Below are 18,518 nucleotides of genomic sequence, written 5' to 3' on the forward strand. Positions count from 1 at the left end.
TCATCCCTTCATCTCGTACTGCGTGGTAGTTGCCTCGACGAACAAGTCCTCTAACGAGGCCCTTTTCGTCGTAAAATCGGAGATAACCACGTCTCTTTTGGTCAGTTCCGTCAGGACTCTTCTTTTCGCATCTCGGCCCCGGTACCGTATCCGTAGCGTGGACTCCGTGTCGGAAACGCCGGTCACGTTCTCGATTCGTTCCAGTTTACTACCATCCGGAACGGGGTCTGCTTCGATGAGGAGCGTATCGCTCGTCCGTTCGTGTAAACCTTCAATTGTATCTAAATTGATAAGACTACCGCAGTTTATAATTCCAATGCGGTCACACAATGTCTCTACCTCCGACAAGTTGTGACTAGAGAAAACGACCGTCGCACCACGGTTTCGCTCCTTGCGAACAATCTCGCGTAATTCGCGAACGCCGTGAGGGTCGAAACCGGTCGACGGTTCGTCGAGGACGAGCAAGTTTGGACTACCGACGAGAGAGATGCCGAGGGCGAGTCGCTGGCGCATACCCCTAGAGTATCCCGCGACTTTTCTCTCGGTGGCACTCGTCAAACCGACGCGTTCCAAAACGTCCGACGGGTTGGCGTCTACACCCTTTATACCGGCCGCGAACTCGATGTGTTCTCGCGCCGTGAGGCGGTCGTACAATCCGTATCCTTCCGGAACGATACCGAGTTGCTTGCGGACAGCCTGCGGGTCCGTCCAAGGGTCCAACCCGAAGACGGATGCCGTGCCCTCCGTCGGTTCGAGAAATCCCAAAATCAGATTCAGCGTCGTGGACTTTCCCGCGCCGTTCGGCCCGAGAAGGCCGAATATTTCCTCTCGTTCGATAGAGAGAGTAAGGTCTTCGACCGCAGTTACCTCTCCGAACTCTTTCGTTAAACCGCGTGTCTCAACGGCGGCCATGCGAGTTGAAAGTCTGACTCACCTCGAATTAATGTTTCCATTCTAATCTTATCTTATACTCAATAAATTACTTATAGTTAGATTGATTACTATTACGGTATGTCGGAGGAAAGTGACAAGGGAAGCGCATTGACCACGAACCGACGCGAGTTCCTGAAACGGGCTACGGTCAGCGGCGCGTTAGGCGTTACTGGAATCACAAGCAGTGCTACCATCGTCGCGGGAAACGAAGGCCCGAAAACGGACGAAAAACCGCGCCAACAGGAGGCGAAGGGCGTCTTCACTACGTACGCAGACGACCTGCTCTCATTGTTAGCGTCGGAGGGCATCTTGGACAACGGGACGATTACGGAACTTCCACTTGACGAACCGGTGGACTACGAGACTGTAGCCTCGAAGTCCGGTGAAGGAGTCAACTTCGCAACGTGGAGTGGCGTTCGTGCCGACGAGTATCGCATCGTCAAACAATTAGACGACGGCGTTCTCTCCGTTGCGGTTCAACCGGCTAAAAACCATGCTTACGCATTCTACGAACCGGATACGACCGAAGAGACGTACCTTATCAAATCGGACGTCGGAGTGACGAACGTCGAACGAGAGGCCTGCTACAAGGACTGCGGGTGCGTCTCCCAATGCGGCAATTCCGTCTGGGCGGACAGACGCTGTTGTATCCAAGAACCGTGCGGTTCCAGTTGTGCGTGGAACGTTTGGTGCGACTGTTGTAACGGGTGTTGAACACTGGAACGTCGATAGTTCCATTGGGCGCAGTCTCCCCGGAACGGTAACGATGGGGGTTCCATCCGCCTCAACGAAGTACGTGCTGTAGGAACTCGTCCCCCGGTCCGGCGTACACCCCACCGTCCTCTCCAGTGGCGTAACCGGCGAAGGCGGCGTGATAGTCGCTGAGGTATAGCCTAAGAGTGGGTTTTATCTTTCCGACGGCCGAAGCCGGGAGTAATGCTCGTTCTCGGAGACGCCCACGCCGACGACCCCGACAATCGGCGCGCGCTGTTCGCCGCCTATCGGGACGCCGACGCGGAGGTGGCATTGCAGTTGGGCGACCTACTCTACTACGACCTGCCGATTCCCACGTACTTCATCGCCGGTAACAACGAGGACTTCGACACCATCGACGCGCTTCGACACGGCCGCCTCGACAGTTCCAACGTCACGAACGCCTTCCTGCTGTCGGACGAAGCGGTCGAAATCGACGGCCTCCGAATCGCCGGTCTCTGCGGTAACTACGCGCCGACGCAGTTCGAGCGCCCCCGTCCGAACCTGCAGGGCGAGCGCAGGCGACACTTCGTCCGGGGGGACGTGGAGCGTCTGAAGACCGTCGAGGATGTGGACGTGCTGTTGACCCACGAAGCGCCCCACGGCCTGCCGGTCGCGGAGTCCTACGAGGTCGGTTGCGAACACGTGGACGGACTGCTGGAGGCGCTCGAACCCGACCTGTGTCTGGTCGGCCACCACCACGAACACGCCGAGACCACCTACGGTGACACCCGCGTCGTGAGCGTGGCCTCCGTCGAGAAACGTTACTATCGACTCGACCCCGAGACGCTGGAGTTGACCTCGTACCCGACGCCGTCGGCGTAAGGCGTCCTGACTCTGCCGATACTTCTCTGTTCTCCTTGGATTCCGTATCGCTGTAGGGGCACCGTTTCTCTGAACCGAGAGGGCGTCGGCCAGCGCCGGCCCTCAGCGGTCTAAATCGAAGTCTTCGGCGACGCACTGTGCGGCCCTCCGACCGCTCGCCATCGCGGCGTTGAGCGACGAGGTGTCGGTGTACTCGCCCGCGAGGTAGACCGGACCGTCGGGCGCGCGCACGTCGGGCAGTCGGTCGTGGAGGCCCGGCGGTTGGGCGAACTGCGCGAACTCGATGCGACTGGTGTGGAGCGGTTCGAGGTCGAGGCGACGCTCGGGGTACCACGAGTCCAGCGCCCGGGCCGTGCGCTCGGCGAGGGCCTCGTCGTCCTCGTCGGGCACGCCGAGGTAAGTCGCACTCAGGAGGTTGCGGTCCTCCGGCGCGTACTCGGGCGCGACCGCCGAGAGTTGGGCGACGTGGTTCGGCGCGGACGAGTCGGCGTTGAGCAGGAGTCGCGCGCCCGCGTCGAGTTCCGGCCCGTCGAAGGCGTAGTACTGGGTGACACAGCCCTTGGCGTCGGTGGGAATCGACTCGACGCCGGTCAACTCCCGGGCCTGCTTGGGGTCGGTGGCGACCACCACGGCGTCGGCGGTGGTCGAGTCCCTGCCGAGTTCGATTCGGGGGTCGGTCGCGCTCGGGTCGAGGTCGGTCACCGTCTCGTCCATCACGAGGTCGGCCCCGGACTCGCGCGCCGACCCGGCCAGTTGCTCGGCTATCGCGCCCATCCCGCGGGCCGGAACCGCGATGTGGCCGACGGTCAGCATCTTGAAAGTGTACTCGAACACCCGCTTCGAGGTGCCGAGACTCCGGTCGAGGGTGATGCCGCCGTAGAACGGGGCGGCGAAGTTCGTCACGAACTTCTCGGAGAACCCCCGGTCGCGGAGGTACTCGCGGGTAGTCCGGTCCGGACCGCCGGCCATCTCGCGGTCGGACTTCTCGGCGAGTTCCCGCCGGAGTCGGAGCACCCGTAGCTTGTCGCGCACGGTCACGTCCCGATTGAGGAGCGTCTCCAGCGCGGCGTCCACGTCGCGGAAGGGGTCGGCGAGGGTCGAGCGCTCGCCCGGTCGGGCCACCACCGCGCCGGGTTTGAACTGCCGGAGGTCGAGCGCGTCGTAGTCGAGTTCCCGCCGCGCCGCCGGGTAGGCGGTGAACAGCACCTGAAACCCGCGGTCGAAGACGAACCCGTTCCTGCGAACCGAACGCACCCGCCCGCCGGGGTCGTGGTGGCGTTCGTAGAGTCGCACGTCCGCGCCCGCGTCGGCGAGGTGGCGCGCCGCGACCAATCCGGCGAGTCCACCGCCAGCGACGACGACTTCGGTCATGGTCCGGCGTTCGGCCGCGCGCCACAAAGTCTCTCCGTTCCGAGAGGTGGCCCGTCGCGGAAACGTATAAGGAGCGGGTCGTCGTAGCCCGGTCGCATGACACGGCAGGTCAAACTCAGCCGCATCGAGTCCGCGCTCTCGGAACTCTCCTACCCCGTGAGTCGGGACGAGGCCGCCAGCGAGTTCGAGGACGTGACACTCACGCACGCCAACGGGGAGTTGAATCTCGGGGACCTCGTCGCCGACACGTCGGCCGAGGAGTACGAGTCGGTCGAGGACCTCTCGACCGAAATCGAGAACGCCTTGCCGCGGGACGCCGTGGGCGAACCGTATCAGTCGGAAGGTGAAGGGTAAAGCACGACGCTTAACTTACCGCGTCGGCTACGGCGTGACAATAATGGAGTTCTGTGACGAGTGCGGTTCGATGATGAAAGCCGAGGACGAACTGTGGGTCTGCGGAAGCTGCGGCAACAAGACGCCGAAGGACCCGGAGGCCAACTACGTCGTGACCGAAGACCAAGAGGCCAGCGAGGTCATCGAGACCAACAAGGGCGACGAGGAGAGCGCGCTTCCGACCACCGACGCACACTGTCCCGAGTGCGGGAACGACCGCGCCCGATGGTACATGCAACAGATTCGCGCGGCGGACGAGAGCGAGACGCGCTTCTTCATCTGCACCGAGTGCGAACACAAGTGGCGCGAAGACGACAACTAGAACCGCTTTTCGACGTCGTTCGTCGAGAATCTGGACGTACTACCCCACGACCGCCGAACTCGGCCCTTCCCCTCCTTGACGACGTACTTCAACACGTCGCCGCCCTCCGGGAGCGAGTAGAGGTCGCCGAGTTCGTCGGGCGACCGGGGTTCCACGCCGCGCGAGACGTTCCCGATGCCCTTCACCAGCACGTCGTCGGAGACCGCGAAGAGGCGTCGCCGGACGCCGGACCACGTCGGGGCGTCGGCGATGTCCACCGGTTCGTACGCGACGATTTCCCCGCCGTCGAGCGTCTCCGAGAGTTTCTGCAGGGTCACGCCGGCGGTGTCCTCGTCGTGGAGGTACTCCCAGAACCCCGAGGGCATCCCGCGATACTCCCGGAGGTCGCCGTGGTGGAAGCTCAGGACGCCGTGGTCGGGCGCGTCGAGCACGTCGCCCTTGAGGATGCCGAAGCCGAACCGGACGGCGACGTCGGCCTCGCCGACCGTCTCGACCGCGTGGTCGGACAGGACGTTGCCGAAGTCGGGCGCGGGGTCGGGTTCGACCGCCAGCGTCTCGGGGTCGCCCAGTCGAGCGATGTCGGCCACGTCTCGCGGTTCGCGGTACGCCGGCCGCTCGGTGAACTGGAACGCCGCGCCGACGGGCGTCCAGAGGGGGTACTCCCGCACTCGGTCGAGATAGTGGCCCAGACCGCCGTCGCTCCCGGCGACCGACCCTGTACTCCGGACGACGTGGCTGACCTCTGCGTCGGTTCGGGCGAGCATCGCCTCGACGGCGCTGGCCTGCCACTCCGGAACGTCGGTACCGCGGACTAACAGCGCGACTTCGAGCGAATCGGACATGGAGTTGTCGTCGTCAGGACGCGCCCAATCGGCTTTGTTATGCGGCGACTGACGCTCGCAGGTGTCGCCTACGGAAAAACAGGCCGCCCTTGGGCGGGCGGCGTCCGGCGATTCGCCGGGGAGATGTCGAAACGTCGGCCGGGCGTGTCACTGACTCAGGGCCGACGTGCGAACGTCAAGTATCCGGTGTGACCGACCCCCGCGGTGGACGGCCGCGAGCCTCGGTCGTCGAAGTCCATCCGACGCTGGATGGTTTCGAGGGTCTCCACGTCGGCGAGACCCGCCTCGCGGGCCGACTCCACGACCTCACGGGTGTGTTCCACGAACGGCGAGTAGACCGCGACGAACCCGCCCCGGACCAGCAGGTCCGGCGCGTGAGCGACGACCTCGGGCGCGTCCTCGGTGTCGAGGGTCAGCACGTCGAACTCGCCGAGCGCGTCGCCCTCGCTCGCGTCGGCAATTTCATCGGTCACGTCGCCGACGTGCACGTCCACTCGGTCGGCGACGTCTGCGAGTTCCATGTTCCCGCGGGCCACCTCGGCGAACTCGGGGTCGCGCTCGAAGGTGGTCACGTTCGCGCCCATCCGGCCGAGATAGCCCGAGAGGACGCCCGTCCCGGTTCCCGCGTCCAGCACGCGGTCGCCGCTGGCGACGCCGGTGTGACCGACGATGAGACCCACGTCACGGGGCATCATCGGCGCGCCGGTGCGCTCGAAGTGGTTGAACAGGTCCGGACCGCGCAGGGCGCGGACCTCGAACGGTTCGCCGAGGTGGGACTCCAGCGTCTGACCGGGTTCGACGTCCTCGGGAACGTCGACGACGCCGAGGTCGGTCTGGAGTTCCTCGCCCGGTTCTCGCAGGTACTCCCGGTCGCCGTGGACCAGCAGGACCGTCACTGTAGCCGCTCGACGGCGGCCGCGAGGTCGCCGTCGGTGGCTTCCAGCGCTTCGCGGGCGTCGTCTTCGCTCGCTCCGGCCTTCTGAGCGACGATTTCCACGTCCGCGTCGGGGATGCCCCCGCTCCCGTCGCTGTCGTCGCCGGACTCGACCGCGGTAGTTCCGCCGGCGTCGCCCTCGGTGGTCCGGGGTTCGCCGACGACCTGATAGGTCTCCTGCCCGCGGGCGTCCATCACGGTGATGTCGGGGTTGTCGAACACCAGTTTCTCGCCGTCGCTCTTGGTGATGACGACCTCTTCGGCGTCGAGTTCGTCCACGTCGATACCCATCTGCTTCATCATCTGTTGCATCTTGCGGGGATCGAGTCCCCCGCCGCCTCCTCCGAACATACGTGAAGCGTCGGAACGCGAGGGGATAAGCGTGTTGGAGCGAGTCGAAAACGGAGTCGGGCGAAGCCACGGAAGACGGTCGAGAACGGTGTCGATACGCTCGTAGAACTGGGATTCGGAGCGACGGACGAATCAGTCGGCGTCGTCGCCCGCGCCCTCGCGGACCATCACGGCCATCCCGGAGTCGAAGTCGCCCATCGCGTCGGCAGAGAGTTCGGCCCGGCCGACCGCGAGCAGCGACCCGTCCTCGTGGACGACGACAACCTCGTCGCCGGGTCGGACTTCCGGACCGGCCGCGGTGACGAACTTCGCGAAGACGTTCTTGCCGTCGCGGACGAACGGTTCGCTCTCGTCGCCGACCACGACTCGACCCGCGGGCGCGTCAAGCGCGGCAGCGACCCGGCGGCCGCCTTCCAGTCCGAGGGTGAATCGGCCGTCGGTCCCGTACGTCACGACTCGACCGGCGTCGCCGACGACCTGCTGTGGCCGTCCCGACGAGGACCGCTTGACTTCGGGGTCCTCGCTCTCGGGGAACAGCGTCTCGCCGACGCCCGACCCGAACTGGTAGTCGGCAATCGTGCGGAGTCGGGGGAGGTCGTCCGTCTCTCCGGAACTCATTTGCCGGACGTTCGCGTCGCCCGGCGAAAAGCCTTCGTTCTTCGGTCGGTCCGCGGGCGCGGAGACTCGTTCGAGACCGACGCGCCCCATGGTACTAGATAACATCATCCTTGACATCCGACGTCAATTTAACTATTAATCATCTTGTATTCCGGGGACTACGGTTTGATTTATTACCTTGGAGCGGCTACGGACCACCACGATGAAAGCAAAGCTCGGCGTCGCACTGCTGCTCGTTGCCGGTGCCGCCATCTTCGCCGTCGCCAGCCAGCAAACGTTCACGACCTACGTCGTCTCCGCCATCGCGGTCCTCGGTCTCGCGGCCGGGGCGCTCCTGAGCGGAATCGGCGGCGAAGAAGGTCGCCCGGTCTGAAAGACGCTCTTTTCGGTTACAGCAGGAACGTATCGGGTCGCTCGGACATGTCTATGAAGGTGTCGGCCGCCTGAATCAGTTCGTCGGACGTCGATTCCTCGAAGCTAGTGACTTCCGTCCGCACGCCCTCGTGGCGGAGGTGCGAACAGAGCCGCGAGAAGTCGCCGTCGCCCGTGCAGAGGATGACGGTATCGACGTGGTTGGCCAGCGTCACCGCGTCGAGGCTCATTCCGACGTCCCAGTCTGCCTTCTTCGACCCGTCGCCGAACGTCTTGAGTTCCTTAATCTTCGTCTCGAATCCGATGTCGGCGAGCGCCTCGAAGAAGCGCTCCTCGTCCGGGCTATCCGCCTGAATTACGTACGCGATGGCTCGCGTGAGTTCCCGGTCCTGAACCGACTTTTCGAGGACCGCGGAGTAGTCGATGTTACGGCTGTAGACGCTCTGGGCCGTGTGGTAGAGATTTTGAGCGTCCGCGAGGACGGCGACCCGCTGGTTCGGGTGTATCTCGGTCATACGCCAAGATTGGTACTCCCTACGATAAAAAGGTCCGCACAACCCCACCGCGGCGATTCGCTCGCGGGGACCGACTCGACCGGAGACCGCCGTTCACTCCGCCGGTGTCTCGCGGTCGGACAGTTCGAGCGTCTCGGGGTCGAGTCGGTAGTAGCGCTCCCACGCGGGTGCGAGACTCACGACGCGGGTGTCACCGTAGGTGGACTCGGCGTGTTCGTGGTGGTGGCCGACCAGACACAGGTCGGGGTCGAGCGCCTCCAGCAGTTCGTCGATTCGGTCGCATCCGGCGTCGTAGCCGTAGTATATCAGGCCGTGGGCCGCTTCGTGGGTCAGCAACACGTCCACGTCCTCGACGGTCTTCAGACGCTCCACGTCCCCCCGGACGAAGTGTCGCCTGCGCTCGCCCGTCAGGTCGGCGCGCGACTCGTCGTACTTCGTCGGCGCGTAGTTGCCAGTCAGCCCCGCCACGCGCAGGCCCGCGACCTCGGCCGAAGTGCTAGCGAGCAGGTTCGCGTTCCGGACGGTCGTTCCCTCAGGGTCTTCGCCCGCCCGCAGGGCGTCGATGACGTCGAAGTTCTCGTTGTTGCCTCCGACGAAGTACGTGGGAATCGGCAGGTCGTAGTAGAGTAGGTCGCCGGTCTGGAGCGCGACGTCGTCGCCGGAATCGCGGTAGGCCGCGAGCAGCGCGCGCCGTTCGTCGGGGTCGTCGGCGTGGGCGTCTCCGAGGACGAGCATCGGTCGGTACTCGGTCGGAGCGAGGGTAAACGCTGTGGCTCGCGACCGAGGCACCGTGACTCGCGGCGGTGTCGGCGTCCCGTCGGTCCGCTCGAACCGCAATCAGTCGCTTGAGAGGACGGGTAGGAACTCAGAGTAGCCGACGGAACTCGCCCAGCGGCGGGAACGACAGCGTCTCCTCGCTCTCGTCGTCCCAGACCACCGGGCGGAGCGCGTCGGCGTCGGTCACGACCGGGGTCTGGAAGTCCCGCGCTCGCATCCCGTTGACGGTCGTCCCGGGCGCGAGGCGGTTGAACGCCGGGAGGACCACCACGTCCGCGCCGCGGAACGTCTCCGGCCCGAACAGCAGACAGGGGTGGCGCTTCCCCTCGATTTCGATGGCGGGATGGTCGTGGCCGACGACGTAGCGGGCCGCCTCGGCCGCCGGTTCGGCGTGACCGTGGTGGACGACGGTGTCGCCGACGCGGTACTCGTCGCGCGGGGCAATGCCCTCCGCGTCGAGGACCGAGTCCAGCATCGAGTCGTGATTGCCCCTGACCGCGACCAGTCGCGCCCCCGTCGCTTCGACTGTCTCGCGGAGCGCCGCCACGGTGTCGGCGACGCCCTCGGGGACCCGGTCGAAGGCGTGTAGCAGGTCGCCGGCGACGACGACTTCCCGGGGGTCGAACGCCGCCAGCAGGTCGGCCAGTCGCTCGGTCATGTCGGCGCGCTCGCCGAGGGGGAGTTCGACCGCCGAGGCGGCGTCGCGGCCGACGTGGAGGTCCGCGACCACCAGCGCGTCCTCGTCGAGGAGGTACACCGCCCTATCGCGGAACTGGGCGTCCATTGACGCGTGGTTGGGGCGCGTCGGTCTTCCGGGTTGCGGTCCACCGGAGGTGTCCGTCCGACGGTCGGAACAGCCCCGGCGAGACCGTCTCGACCTACCGCGCTCACGAGAGGTCGGTGTAGCGGTCGAGGAACGCCTCCCGGGTGAGGACCGCCACGCCCACGAGACCGTCGAGCGCGCGGAGGTGGTAGTCGTCGGAGACCACCGCGTCCGCGGCGGCCGCAACCGCGCATTCGAGAACGGCGTCGTCGGCGGCGTCTTCCGCGGCGTAGATAGGGACCGCGGGTTCGACCACGCGGGCGACGGCGACCACGCGCTCGACCGCCCGCTGGCGGCGCTCGGGCGCGCGGCCGGCCAGCGGCAGGTGGTCGTAGCCGAGGACCGCTGCGAACTCCCGGAGGAGTTCGGGCGAGACCGCCACCTCCGCGACGCCTGACTCGGCGAGCGCGACGCAGAGCGGGGGTTCCTCCGGGAAGGCGAGTTCCGCCACGAGGACGTTGGTGTCGAAGACGACGGTCGGACGCGACACGGCCGAGCGTACGCGCTCGGTGGTCGAAAACCTTGGCGAACGCGGCGGGCCGAAGGCGTCTCGGGCGGTAGCCCCCGCGACCGACCGCCGGGGATTTATGTTCGGCGTGGCCGAACTCCGCACACATGGCCGACGTACTGGAGAACAAACGTACCGCGACCCGATTTCGCATCCTCGCCGAAATCGCCGAGCGCCAACCCGCGGTGAGTCAGGGCGAAATCGCGGAGGCGGTCGGCGTGACCAGTCAAGCCGTCAGCGAGTACATCCGGGCGCTGGTCGAGGACGGACTCGTCGAGAAGGAGGGCCGGTCGCGGTACACCGTCACCAAGGAGGGCGTCGATTGGCTCCTACAGGAGGCGACGGACGTGCGTCGGTACGCCGACCACGTCACCGACGACGTCCTCGGAAACGTGCAGGAGGACGCCGCCATCGCGACCGACGACGTCTCGGAAGGCGACCCCGTGACGCTCTCGCTCCGCGACGGTCTCCTCCACGCGACCCCGGGCGAGGAGGGACCAGCGACCGGCGTCGCCACCACCGACGCGGAGGCGGGCGGGGACGTCGGAGTGACAGGGTTCGAGGGCATCATCGACTTCGACCCGGGCACCGTCACCATATTTCAGGTACCGCCGGTTCGTTCGGGCGGGTCGTCGGTCACCGACGCCGAGACGCTGACCGACGCCTGCGAGTCGGCCGACATCGTCGTCGCCACCGGCGTCGAGGCCGTGGTCGCGCTCCGACGGGCAGACGCCGACCCGGCGACGACGTTCGCCGCGGGCGAAGTGGCCGCCGAGGCGGCGGGCAGGGGTCTCGACGCAGTGGTGGTCTCCACCGCAGACCAAGTGGGTCGGGTCACCGACGCGCTCCGCGACGCCAACGTCGCCTACGAAGTCACGGAACTCGCCTGAACCTACTCGCCGAAGCGTTTCGCCTCCTCTTCGAGGACCGCCTCGTGGTCGGCGATAGCGTCCTCGTGAGCGCGGGTGTCGCTGGCTTCCCGCCCCGAGAGTTCCCGTAGCCGCTCTTCTTTCCCGTAGAGTATCAGGGTGTCCTCGGGCCGTATCTCGGTGTCCGGTTCGGGAGCGCCGACGTACACGTCGTCCCTCCTGATTCCGAGAACGAGGACGCCCTCCGCCGCGAGGTTCAACCGGTCGAGCGTCTCGTCGGCGAGCCAATCGCCCTCGGCGACGTCGATTTCGGCGACGCGATAGTCGCTCTGCAGGCCGAGCAGTCGAGCGTAGTCCCGAACGTCGAGGCTCGTCGTGCGACTCAGCGACTGCTCGATGAGCGGCGTGACGAGTCGGTTGAACCACGAACTGCGCGCGACGAGGACGATAGCCGTCGCGCCCCCGACCACGTAGACCAAACTGCGGAAGTTCTCACCGCCGGAGTTGGTGAACGAGACGATGAGCGACGCCACGGCGCTGATGAGACCCACGCTGCCGAGTCGGATGAGCGCCTTCACCACCTTGCGCCTCCCGGCGGTCGAGACCGCCCGCTCGGCCTCCTCGGTCGTGTACCCCGCCCCGGAGAACGCCGACGTTGCCTGAAACGACGCGACGTCGGGCGAGAGACCGGTCATCCGGAGCGCGACCGAGCCGATACGGATGATGAGCAGCGAGAGCGCGAAGATGACCAGCAGCGAGAGTACTGGATATATCGCCACCATGGCGGGGAGTATCGGCCGAGCGGCAGGTAAACGTGGTCGCCGCCCTAACTCACCCGGTTCTTCGCGGCGGTGTACGCCTCCCGGACCTGCTGGAACTCCTCGCGGTCACCGCCGTGGTCGGGGTGGACCTCCTTGACCTTCCGGCGATAGGCGCTCTTGACCTCCGAGAGCGTCGCACCGTGGGAGACCCCGAGGACCGCGAAGGCGGCCTCGGTCGGGTCCACGTGGTCGTCGTCCTCGGCGAGGTCCGGCGTCTCGAAGGGGAGTCGGTCGCCCAGATGCATGCCGGGCATCTCGTGTTCCACGAGGACCGCGTAGGTCGGCGAGCGCTCGATGCGGAAGTAGGCCCGGGCGTCGAAGGTGATGGCCACGTCACGCTCGGGGAGATAGAACGCGACGTGCTGGCCCTCCACGAAGTGGTCCTCGGCGAACTCCTCGCCGATGGCGGTGAGATACTGCCGGATTTCGACGCGGCGTCGGCCCTCGCCCGCGGTGGAGGTCGCGTTCGACGGCTGGTTGGGGTAGAGTCGCGCCCCCGCGACGAAGATGACGCCGATGATGACCCCGACTGCGACCGAGAGCCAGAGACCGACGACCAGCCATTCGGGTAGCACGCGCGGAGGTACGGGCCATGCGATAAAGAAACTCTCGCCGTTCGTTCCGCGACCGTCGGTCCCGAATCGGGGATAACATTAATGTTCGTCGGCTGAGATTGCCAGAACAGCATGTCACCTCGGTATCGGCTGTAGTAGTATGACAGTTCAGGACCAGACATCGGACCGCGAGGGCGAACTCGAACCCAGCCAGATTCACAACGTCCTCCGGAACGACCGACGCCGACACGTGATTCGGCATCTCCGGGACGAAGGTGGGCCGATTTCGGTGGACACGCTGGCCGAGCACATCGCCGCGGTCGAGACCGGCGAGTCACCGCCGCCCCGCGACGTCCGCAAGAGCGTGTACGTCTCGCTGCACCAGACGCATCTGCCGAAACTCGACGAACTCGGAATCGTGGACTACGACCAGCGCGAACAGGTGCTCGAACTCCGAGACCGCGCCGAGGAGGTCGAAGTGTACATGGAGGTCGTCTCCGAGGACAACATCTCTTGGGCGACGTACTATCTCGGGGTAAGTCTCCTCGGAATCGTCACCCTTCTCGCGGTCCACTTCGATTTCCTTTTCGTCTCCACGTTCGGCGTCGCGTTCTGGTCGTGGTACTTCTTCGTTCTCGTGGGACTGTCGGCGACCTATCACTGGTACACCGAGCGAAAACAACGAGTGGTCGGGTAGCGAAAACGAGTCGTTCCACTTGCGAGACACCGTCGATAGCGGCCCCGATGAACGACGAACGACGTGAGAGCAGACGTTAGCCGATGTACCGGAGGTTCTCGTCGGTCGGCATCCCGGACTGCTGGTTCTCCATCTCCTGAATCTTGTTCGCCACGTCCTCCATGTCGTCGGCGCGCTCCTCCAGCGAGTCGTACTCGACCTCGAAGCCGAGGACGTCCTCCAGCACTTCGAGGACCGCTCGTGCGCTCTTGGGGTCGACGAGGTAACCGCTGGTCTCGCCCATCAGACAGGTCGCTCGGAGGTCCCGGCGCTCGCCCAGACCGAGCAGGAGACCGCTAGTACCGACGATGCCGCCGGCCGGTTCGTCCTCGCGGAACTCGACTCCGGCGTCTTCGAGTTCCTCGACGAACTCGGTGTCGGTGGCCGCGCCGACGACGGCGTACTCGTCCATGAGTTCGCCCGTCGGGACGCCGCCGAGCGCGTAGACCGTCTCGACGCCGAACGCCTCGGCCACGTCGAGGAAGGCGTCGGTGAGTCGATAGTGGCCCGCGTTGTCGCTGGCCTGATTGTCGCCCGTCAGAATCAGCAGGTCGCGGTCGTCGAGTTCGACCGCGTGAATCTCGGCGCAGGCGAGTTCGGTCGTCCCGTCGTCGGAGACGGTGACCTGCGGCGGGAAGTGTTCGGAGTAGACGCGCCGAACCAACTCGCTTTCCTTCTCTTCGAGGAGGTGTTCGACCGCGAGCTTGCCGACGTGACCGACGCCGGGAAGCCCTTCTACGAGAACCGGGTCCCGGAGGTCGGGGTCGGCGACCGTCTCGATGTCGAGTTCGTCCATATGGCTTATTCGCGGGCGCGCTGCTTAAGTGCCCGTCGGTACTCACCGTACGGGTCCTCGGGGTTGAAGGGCGCGGGCGCGCTGTTGACGGCCTCGGCTCCGCAGTCGGGACACGTCTCAGAAAGGGTGTAGACCGGACGAGCGTGACGGTCTCGCCACGCCGAGCAGACGCGGATGTCGGATTTCATTGTTTGGGCGGGTCGGCGGGTGGCGTTCGGAGAGTCACTCGTCTTCGGTCTGGCGTTCGCGGTGGAACGACCCCGTGCCGCCGACCGACTCGATGGCGGACTCGGCGCGGGCCGCGCTCTCTTCGAGTTGGGACTCGGCGGTCTTGTAGTTGGGCGCTCGAACCCGAATCCGGTACTCGGGCGCACCCACGTAGGTCACGTCGAGTTCCACCTCTTCGGGGATGTCGCCGTTTCCTTCCGCGGCCTGCAGCGCCTCTTTGATGTCGTCGACGCCGCTTTCGGACGGGCTTTCGAGGTCCACGTAGCCCGTGACGGTGACGTAGGGCACCGAGACGTTCTCGCGGGCGGTATCGACGATTTGCTCTATCTCCTCGTCGGTGAGGTCGGTCGATTCGAGCGCTTCGGGACCGTGAATAGCGGCTTGCTCGAATCCGCCGTAGAGACCGCCGAACTCCGCGAGCATCGCGTTGGCGACGTGGGCGTACTTGTCGTCGTCCACGTCTTCGCCGAAGGCCAGTTCCATCCAGTTGTCTGCCTTCTGCTCGTTCTTCCACTCCTGAATCTTCTCGGAGTGCTGGTGGTCGTTGACGTCTTTGAGCGAGAGGTCGATTTGCTGGGCGCTCTCGTCTACGTCAAGCACCTTGCAGACGACCGTCTGGCCCTCGTTGACGTGGTCGCGGATGTTCTTAATCCATCCGCTGGCGACTTCGCTGACGTGGATGAGACCGCGCTTGCCCTCGTACTCCGAGAGGTCCACGAACACGCCGAAGTCCTCTATCTCGTCTATCTTCCCGACGACGAGTTCGCCGGGTTCGGGCCAGCCGCTGTACTTCATCGCGCTTCTACCGTCTCGGTCACTTCGCCTTCGAATTCGGCGTCGCCGCCGGTCGGCCGTGCGAGCGTCGCGCCGCAGACGGCGCAGGCGACCTCGGTCGCGGCCTTGCCGAAGACGGTCTGTTCGTTGTCACAGTCCGGGCACTGAACGGTGTAAAAGTTTCCTGCCATGGGTTAGTCCTCCAGTTCGAGTCGGCCGCGCGCCATCCCTCGCGGAGGTGGGCCTTGCCGCATTCGCTGCAGCGGTACTTCAGGTCGGTCTTCTTCGTGGGTTTGTCGCCACCGGGCACCTTGGAGAACCGGCCGCGGTTCCCGATACCCTTCGAGCCTTCGCGCTGCTTGCGCTGGTCCCACTTCATTCCGGTCGAACGACCGGTTCGGACCTTCTGGACTTCGTGTTCTTCGTGAGCCTTACAGTGCGGGCAGTACGTGTTGAAGCGGCGTGGCATCTGCATAGATATCTACCTTGGCGTGACGTAGGGCCACGGGGCTTAAAACCCGTTTGGTTCACAATCGCCGTCGGCGACCGGAGCGGGTCGCCGGTGACTCTCTGTACGAACCGGGGGCCATCCGTACCGAACCTCGTCTACACGACCGGCCGCGTCCGCGCGACTCCCTTCGTGCGACTCCCGAGACAGTTTTACTTTCACCATGGGTGGGGCGATTTTAAGTCGTCTCTCCTCGTACAATTGGGTAACGACCGCGGAACGGCGGAAGTGGTGGTGTGACCAACTGCCCCGCCCGACTGCGGTCGTCGGAGGAGACTATGCAAGTCCGAAAGAGACTCGAAAGCGCGGAACGGGAGAGAACGGGGTCGCCCGGACGCCTGCAGGGCAGGCGGCGGGGAGGTGGACGATGACCGGCGTCGTCGAGTTGCTGGCCTCGGCGGAGTCGAGTGCGCCGATTCAGCGCGTTCGGAACTACCACCTGACTCGTCGAGAGGCGCGCCCGCGAGCGCAGGACTTCCTCACGGCGATGCGCCGGACCGACGGCGGAGTCTGCGCTCGGTGGGCCGGACCACCCGGTGACTGCTTCGTCCGCTACACCGACCCCGGTTGGCAGCGTGCCGAGCACAATCGGTTCCGCGGCCGACGGACCGTGGAACCGCTCGATGGAGAACGGGTGCGCGAGTGGTTCCGGAACAGCCGCCCCGAACTGGTCGCTTACGACGAGGTGCGCGACGCGTTCCGGGTATCACCGGACACCAGCGTCGAATCGGGACCCGGCGTCTCCGCAGACGGCGGTTGCGTCTCCGACGAGCGGGTGCGCGTCGCCCGGTACGGGGACCTGCTCGGCGACACGACGCTCGACAGACACGACGCGGACGCGCTCGCTGCCGCGCTCCCGGCCGGGCCGCGCGAAGTCGTCTTCGACCTCCCCGGAGCACTGGCCGAGGAGTCGGTCCTCGAATCGGTCGCCGCGAGCGACCGAGTGTTCGTCGCGGAGGTCGTCCCGGAGCGCGAAACCGAACGGGCCTACTACGTCCGACAGGACCGCCGAGGGTGTTGGGTACCAAAGGGAGAGGCGACCGTCTACGAACTCGCCGACGGAGCGGTACTGGACCGAGAGCGTGCGGAGTCCGGCGAGTCGGCATGATGGTCGAACACCGCTTCGAGTGCGTCCACTGCGACCACAGAGTCCACGTGACCGGAGAGGACAGCGCCGCCGCCCGTCAGCGGGCGCGCGAGCGAGGGGCCGACCACGTCAACGACGACCACGCCGACCGACTCGCGCGTTCGGTTCACTGGCCCGATGAACTCCCGGCCGAGGAGTTGCTGACTGGTGAGGCCGCTTACGGGTCGCTCAGAGGGTGGCTCGTGCCCGCGGACGACCTGCTCGTGTGTGCCGACTGCGGCTACTACTTCGGTCGGGACGCGCCCGAGCGCACGCCGGTCGGCGACGCCGGTCTCGTCTGCACGGTCTGTTACGAGCGCCGGGTGGAGAACCGACAGAACTCGGTGACCGACGCTATCGAGGACTTCGTTCGGTGACTGCCACACCCAGACAGATAATAAAATTATATAGAATAAATACGAAAAATAATAAGTCGGTGGTCGTCGTCTATCGTAGTATGTCGTTCAACCGCCGAACCTTCCTGAAGCGTAGTGCAGTGACTACCACCGGACTGGCCGCGCTCGCCGGAGCGTCGGGCACCGCAGCGGCCTACGACGTCCCGTTGATTTCGACCCGCGACCACTACAACGACGATGGGTCGCTGGTCTCCGGCGAGACCCAGCGCAGTTACGACACCAACGGACTGGTCCCGGGAATCGATACGGGATGCACCGGCGACCTCACGGTGTTCATCCACGGATGGGACAAGAACAGCAGCGAGTCCGGTGCCGAGCAGGCGGCCCGGGAGAAGATTCAGCACGCCCGCGACGAACTGACGGGGGCCGGATACGGCGGCACCGTGGTCGGGTACACGTGGGACAACGACGTCGGCAGCGGCGTGGACTTCGGATGGGGCGAGGCCAAGACCGTGGCTCAGAAGAACGGTGCGAAGCTCGCGCAGGTCGCGGTGGATTACAAGTCTCAGTGTCCGGAGTCGAACGTCCGGTTCGTCAGTCACTCGCTGGGCGCGCAGGTGCTGTTGAGTTCGCTGCGCTCGCTGAACGGGTCGTGGTTCACCGACAACGGGTACGACGTCTACTCGACCCACCTGCTGGGGGCCGCACAGGACAACGAAGCGCCGACGCAGGAGAATCCGGATACCTACGACGCCATCACCAACGTGGTCACGAACGCGTACAACTACCACAGCAACGAGGACGACGTTCTCCAGTGGATTTACAACTCGTTCGAGTTCGACCAAGCCCTCGGCGAAACCGGCTACGAGGAGGGCAAAACGCCCGCTCCGAACTACGACGAGTTCGACGCCACCTCGCAGGTCGGGAATGACCACTCGGGCTACCTGACGAACCTCTCGGACGAAATCGTCTCCGACATGTAACGCCCGGCGACGGTCGATTGAATCCCCTCGGAGAGCGTTCCCGAAGCGTTTAACCCCGCGCCTTCCGAATCGCCGCGCATGAAGCGACTCATCATCCACGGGGACCCCGGCATCCGGAAGAACGCCGTCATCAACTACGACGGCGACGAGCGCGTCTGCCTCGCCATCAGTCGGCAGGGCGACTGGCACGGTCCCGACGAACCCCAGTTGTGGTGTACCATCGGCACCGAGGACGAGCGCGAGGACTTCGAGAAGCGCAACTACGTCCCCCACTGGCTGGAGACCGAGTCCGTCGACGCCGAGGACGTCGATATCGTGAAGCGCGCGGAGGACATCGCAGTCTCGTAACACCGCAGTTTCGTCACGAGCGCCGCTTCGGTTTTTCACGTGGTTCGAGTCGGGCCGGTCGGTAGTTCGAGTAGGGCAGTCG

The 18,518-nt window shown here is 65.4% G+C and carries 26 protein-coding genes and 2 pseudogenes; 11 read left to right on the top strand and 17 right to left on the bottom strand.

Annotated elements, in window-relative coordinates; genetic code table 11:
- On the bottom strand, positions 1 to 912 hold the full coding sequence (locus FXF75_RS12745) for an ABC transporter ATP-binding protein (protein ID WP_163522258.1): 912 nt from the start codon (positions 910 to 912) through the stop codon (positions 1 to 3).
- Positions 913 to 1,011: 99 nt separating this feature from the next.
- Here FXF75_RS12745 and FXF75_RS12750 point away from each other — a divergent pair, with 99 nt between their 5' ends.
- Both FXF75_RS12750 and FXF75_RS12755 read left to right on the top strand, forming a co-directional pair.
- Positions 1,012 to 1,647, top strand: a complete 636-nt coding sequence (locus FXF75_RS12750; RefSeq protein ID WP_163522259.1) for a twin-arginine translocation signal domain-containing protein — start codon at positions 1,012 to 1,014, stop codon at positions 1,645 to 1,647.
- 216 nt (positions 1,648 to 1,863) lie between these two features.
- Positions 1,864 to 2,511 (top strand): annotated as a pseudogene (locus FXF75_RS12755) (metallophosphoesterase); the annotation flags it as partial.
- Between the two features lie 102 nt (positions 2,512 to 2,613).
- On the opposite strand, the gene FXF75_RS12760 reads toward FXF75_RS12755, so the two are convergent.
- Complete coding sequence (locus FXF75_RS12760) at positions 2,614 to 3,882, bottom strand: NAD(P)/FAD-dependent oxidoreductase (RefSeq protein ID WP_163522261.1); 1,269 nt, start codon at positions 3,880 to 3,882, stop codon at positions 2,614 to 2,616.
- A 96-nt stretch (positions 3,883 to 3,978) separates the two neighbouring features.
- Here FXF75_RS12760 and FXF75_RS12765 point away from each other — a divergent pair, with 96 nt between their 5' ends.
- On the top strand, positions 3,979 to 4,236 hold the full coding sequence (locus FXF75_RS12765) for a hypothetical protein (protein ID WP_163522262.1): 258 nt from the start codon (positions 3,979 to 3,981) through the stop codon (positions 4,234 to 4,236).
- Positions 4,237 to 4,279: 43 nt separating this feature from the next.
- The gene (locus FXF75_RS12770) at positions 4,280 to 4,597 is read left to right on the top strand and encodes a transcription factor S (RefSeq protein ID WP_163522263.1); all 318 of its coding nucleotides are present in this window, start codon (positions 4,280 to 4,282) and stop codon (positions 4,595 to 4,597) included.
- On the opposite strand, the gene FXF75_RS12775 is transcribed toward FXF75_RS12770, so the two are convergent.
- The 4 genes from FXF75_RS12775 to FXF75_RS12790 form a co-directional block, all read right to left on the bottom strand.
- Positions 4,594 to 5,439, bottom strand: coding sequence for a formyltransferase family protein (locus tag FXF75_RS12775; protein WP_163522264.1), 846 nt, complete (start codon positions 5,437 to 5,439; stop codon positions 4,594 to 4,596). The two genes, FXF75_RS12770 and FXF75_RS12775, sit on opposite strands and share 4 nt — an antisense overlap.
- A 155-nt stretch (positions 5,440 to 5,594) precedes the next feature.
- A complete protein-coding gene (locus FXF75_RS12780; protein WP_163522265.1) occupies positions 5,595 to 6,335 on the bottom strand; it encodes a tRNA (adenine-N1)-methyltransferase in 741 nt (246 codons plus the stop codon).
- Positions 6,332 to 6,724 (bottom strand): nascent polypeptide-associated complex protein, encoded by a 393-nt coding sequence (locus FXF75_RS12785; RefSeq protein ID WP_163522266.1) that lies wholly within the window; start codon positions 6,722 to 6,724, stop codon positions 6,332 to 6,334. Before FXF75_RS12785 ends, FXF75_RS12780 begins: the two co-directional genes overlap by 4 nt.
- Before the next feature lie 132 nt (positions 6,725 to 6,856).
- Positions 6,857 to 7,342 carry a PUA domain-containing protein gene (locus tag FXF75_RS12790; protein ID WP_163522267.1) on the bottom strand — a complete coding sequence of 162 codons (486 nt, stop codon included), beginning with the start codon at positions 7,340 to 7,342 and terminating at the stop codon, positions 6,857 to 6,859.
- A gap of 202 nt (positions 7,343 to 7,544) precedes the next feature.
- Between FXF75_RS12790 and FXF75_RS12795 the strand changes: the two genes are divergently transcribed.
- The gene (locus tag FXF75_RS12795; protein WP_163522268.1) at positions 7,545 to 7,715 is read left to right on the top strand and encodes a hypothetical protein; all 171 of its coding nucleotides are present in this window, start codon (positions 7,545 to 7,547) and stop codon (positions 7,713 to 7,715) included.
- A gap of 16 nt (positions 7,716 to 7,731) precedes the next feature.
- Here FXF75_RS12795 and FXF75_RS12800 read toward each other — a convergent pair whose 3' ends face one another.
- The 4 genes from FXF75_RS12800 to FXF75_RS12815 all read right to left on the bottom strand — a co-directional run bounded on the left by FXF75_RS12800 (position 7,732) and on the right by FXF75_RS12815 (position 10,319).
- Positions 7,732 to 8,229, bottom strand: coding sequence for an NYN domain-containing protein (locus tag FXF75_RS12800; RefSeq protein ID WP_163522269.1), 498 nt, complete (start codon positions 8,227 to 8,229; stop codon positions 7,732 to 7,734).
- Positions 8,230 to 8,322: 93 nt separating this feature from the next.
- Positions 8,323 to 8,964, bottom strand: a complete 642-nt coding sequence (locus FXF75_RS12805) for a metallophosphoesterase (RefSeq protein WP_163522270.1) — start codon at positions 8,962 to 8,964, stop codon at positions 8,323 to 8,325.
- 130 nt (positions 8,965 to 9,094) lie between these two features.
- Positions 9,095 to 9,790 (bottom strand): metallophosphoesterase, encoded by a 696-nt coding sequence (locus tag FXF75_RS12810; RefSeq protein WP_163522271.1) that lies wholly within the window; start codon positions 9,788 to 9,790, stop codon positions 9,095 to 9,097.
- 103 nt (positions 9,791 to 9,893) lie between these two features.
- Complete coding sequence (locus tag FXF75_RS12815; protein WP_163522272.1) at positions 9,894 to 10,319, bottom strand: putative toxin-antitoxin system toxin component, PIN family; 426 nt, start codon at positions 10,317 to 10,319, stop codon at positions 9,894 to 9,896.
- A 125-nt stretch (positions 10,320 to 10,444) separates the two neighbouring features.
- On the opposite strand from FXF75_RS12815, the gene FXF75_RS12820 reads away from it, so the two are divergent.
- Positions 10,445 to 11,227: a winged helix-turn-helix transcriptional regulator gene (locus tag FXF75_RS12820; RefSeq protein ID WP_163522273.1), complete on the top strand. Its 783-nt coding sequence runs from the start codon at positions 10,445 to 10,447 to the stop codon at positions 11,225 to 11,227.
- A gap of 2 nt (positions 11,228 to 11,229) precedes the next feature.
- Here FXF75_RS12820 and FXF75_RS12825 read toward each other — a convergent pair whose 3' ends face one another.
- A complete protein-coding gene (locus tag FXF75_RS12825) occupies positions 11,230 to 11,988 on the bottom strand; it encodes a TrkA C-terminal domain-containing protein (RefSeq protein ID WP_163522274.1) in 759 nt (252 codons plus the stop codon).
- Between the two features lie 44 nt (positions 11,989 to 12,032).
- Positions 12,033 to 12,602, bottom strand: a complete 570-nt coding sequence (locus FXF75_RS12830; RefSeq protein WP_163522275.1) for a J domain-containing protein — start codon at positions 12,600 to 12,602, stop codon at positions 12,033 to 12,035.
- Positions 12,603 to 12,741: 139 nt separating this feature from the next.
- Between FXF75_RS12830 and FXF75_RS12835 the strand changes: the two genes are divergently transcribed.
- Positions 12,742 to 13,278, top strand: a complete 537-nt coding sequence (locus tag FXF75_RS12835; RefSeq protein WP_163522276.1) for a hypothetical protein — start codon at positions 12,742 to 12,744, stop codon at positions 13,276 to 13,278.
- Between the two features lie 76 nt (positions 13,279 to 13,354).
- Here the strand turns inward: FXF75_RS12835 and FXF75_RS12840 are convergent, their stop codons facing one another.
- The 5 genes and pseudogenes from FXF75_RS12840 to FXF75_RS12860 all read right to left on the bottom strand — a co-directional run bounded on the left by FXF75_RS12840 (position 13,355) and on the right by FXF75_RS12860 (position 15,590).
- Positions 13,355 to 14,113 (bottom strand): proteasome assembly chaperone family protein, encoded by a 759-nt coding sequence (locus FXF75_RS12840; protein WP_163522277.1) that lies wholly within the window; start codon positions 14,111 to 14,113, stop codon positions 13,355 to 13,357.
- A gap of 5 nt (positions 14,114 to 14,118) precedes the next feature.
- Positions 14,119 to 14,301 carry an RNA-protein complex protein Nop10 gene (locus FXF75_RS12845; protein ID WP_163522278.1) on the bottom strand — a complete coding sequence of 61 codons (183 nt, stop codon included), beginning with the start codon at positions 14,299 to 14,301 and terminating at the stop codon, positions 14,119 to 14,121.
- Positions 14,302 to 14,335: 34 nt separating this feature from the next.
- Positions 14,336 to 15,136, bottom strand: a complete 801-nt coding sequence (locus FXF75_RS12850; RefSeq protein WP_163522279.1) for a translation initiation factor IF-2 subunit alpha — start codon at positions 15,134 to 15,136, stop codon at positions 14,336 to 14,338.
- A complete protein-coding gene (locus FXF75_RS12855) occupies positions 15,133 to 15,306 on the bottom strand; it encodes a 30S ribosomal protein S27e (RefSeq protein WP_163522280.1) in 174 nt (57 codons plus the stop codon). Before FXF75_RS12855 ends, FXF75_RS12850 begins: the two co-directional genes overlap by 4 nt.
- A 3-nt stretch (positions 15,307 to 15,309) precedes the next feature.
- Positions 15,310 to 15,590: pseudogene (locus tag FXF75_RS12860) on the bottom strand (50S ribosomal protein L44e).
- Positions 15,591 to 15,990: 400 nt separating this feature from the next.
- Between FXF75_RS12860 and FXF75_RS12865 the strand changes: the two are divergent.
- The 4 genes from FXF75_RS12865 to FXF75_RS12880 all read left to right on the top strand — a co-directional run bounded on the left by FXF75_RS12865 (position 15,991) and on the right by FXF75_RS12880 (position 18,436).
- On the top strand, positions 15,991 to 16,731 hold the full coding sequence (locus FXF75_RS12865; protein WP_163522281.1) for a hypothetical protein: 741 nt from the start codon (positions 15,991 to 15,993) through the stop codon (positions 16,729 to 16,731).
- A complete protein-coding gene (locus tag FXF75_RS12870; RefSeq protein ID WP_163522282.1) occupies positions 16,728 to 17,126 on the top strand; it encodes a hypothetical protein in 399 nt (132 codons plus the stop codon). The genes FXF75_RS12865 and FXF75_RS12870 overlap by 4 nt, the downstream gene beginning before the upstream one ends.
- 80 nt (positions 17,127 to 17,206) lie before the next feature.
- Positions 17,207 to 18,088, top strand: coding sequence for an alpha/beta hydrolase (locus tag FXF75_RS12875; protein WP_163522283.1), 882 nt, complete (start codon positions 17,207 to 17,209; stop codon positions 18,086 to 18,088).
- A 78-nt stretch (positions 18,089 to 18,166) separates the two neighbouring features.
- Positions 18,167 to 18,436, top strand: coding sequence for an HAH_0734 family protein (locus FXF75_RS12880; protein ID WP_163522284.1), 270 nt, complete (start codon positions 18,167 to 18,169; stop codon positions 18,434 to 18,436).
- Positions 18,437 to 18,518 lie beyond the last annotated feature (82 nt).

The organism is Halorussus sp. MSC15.2 (genome assembly GCF_010747475.1).
Taxonomy (GTDB): Archaea; Halobacteriota; Halobacteria; order Halobacteriales; family Haladaptataceae; genus Halorussus.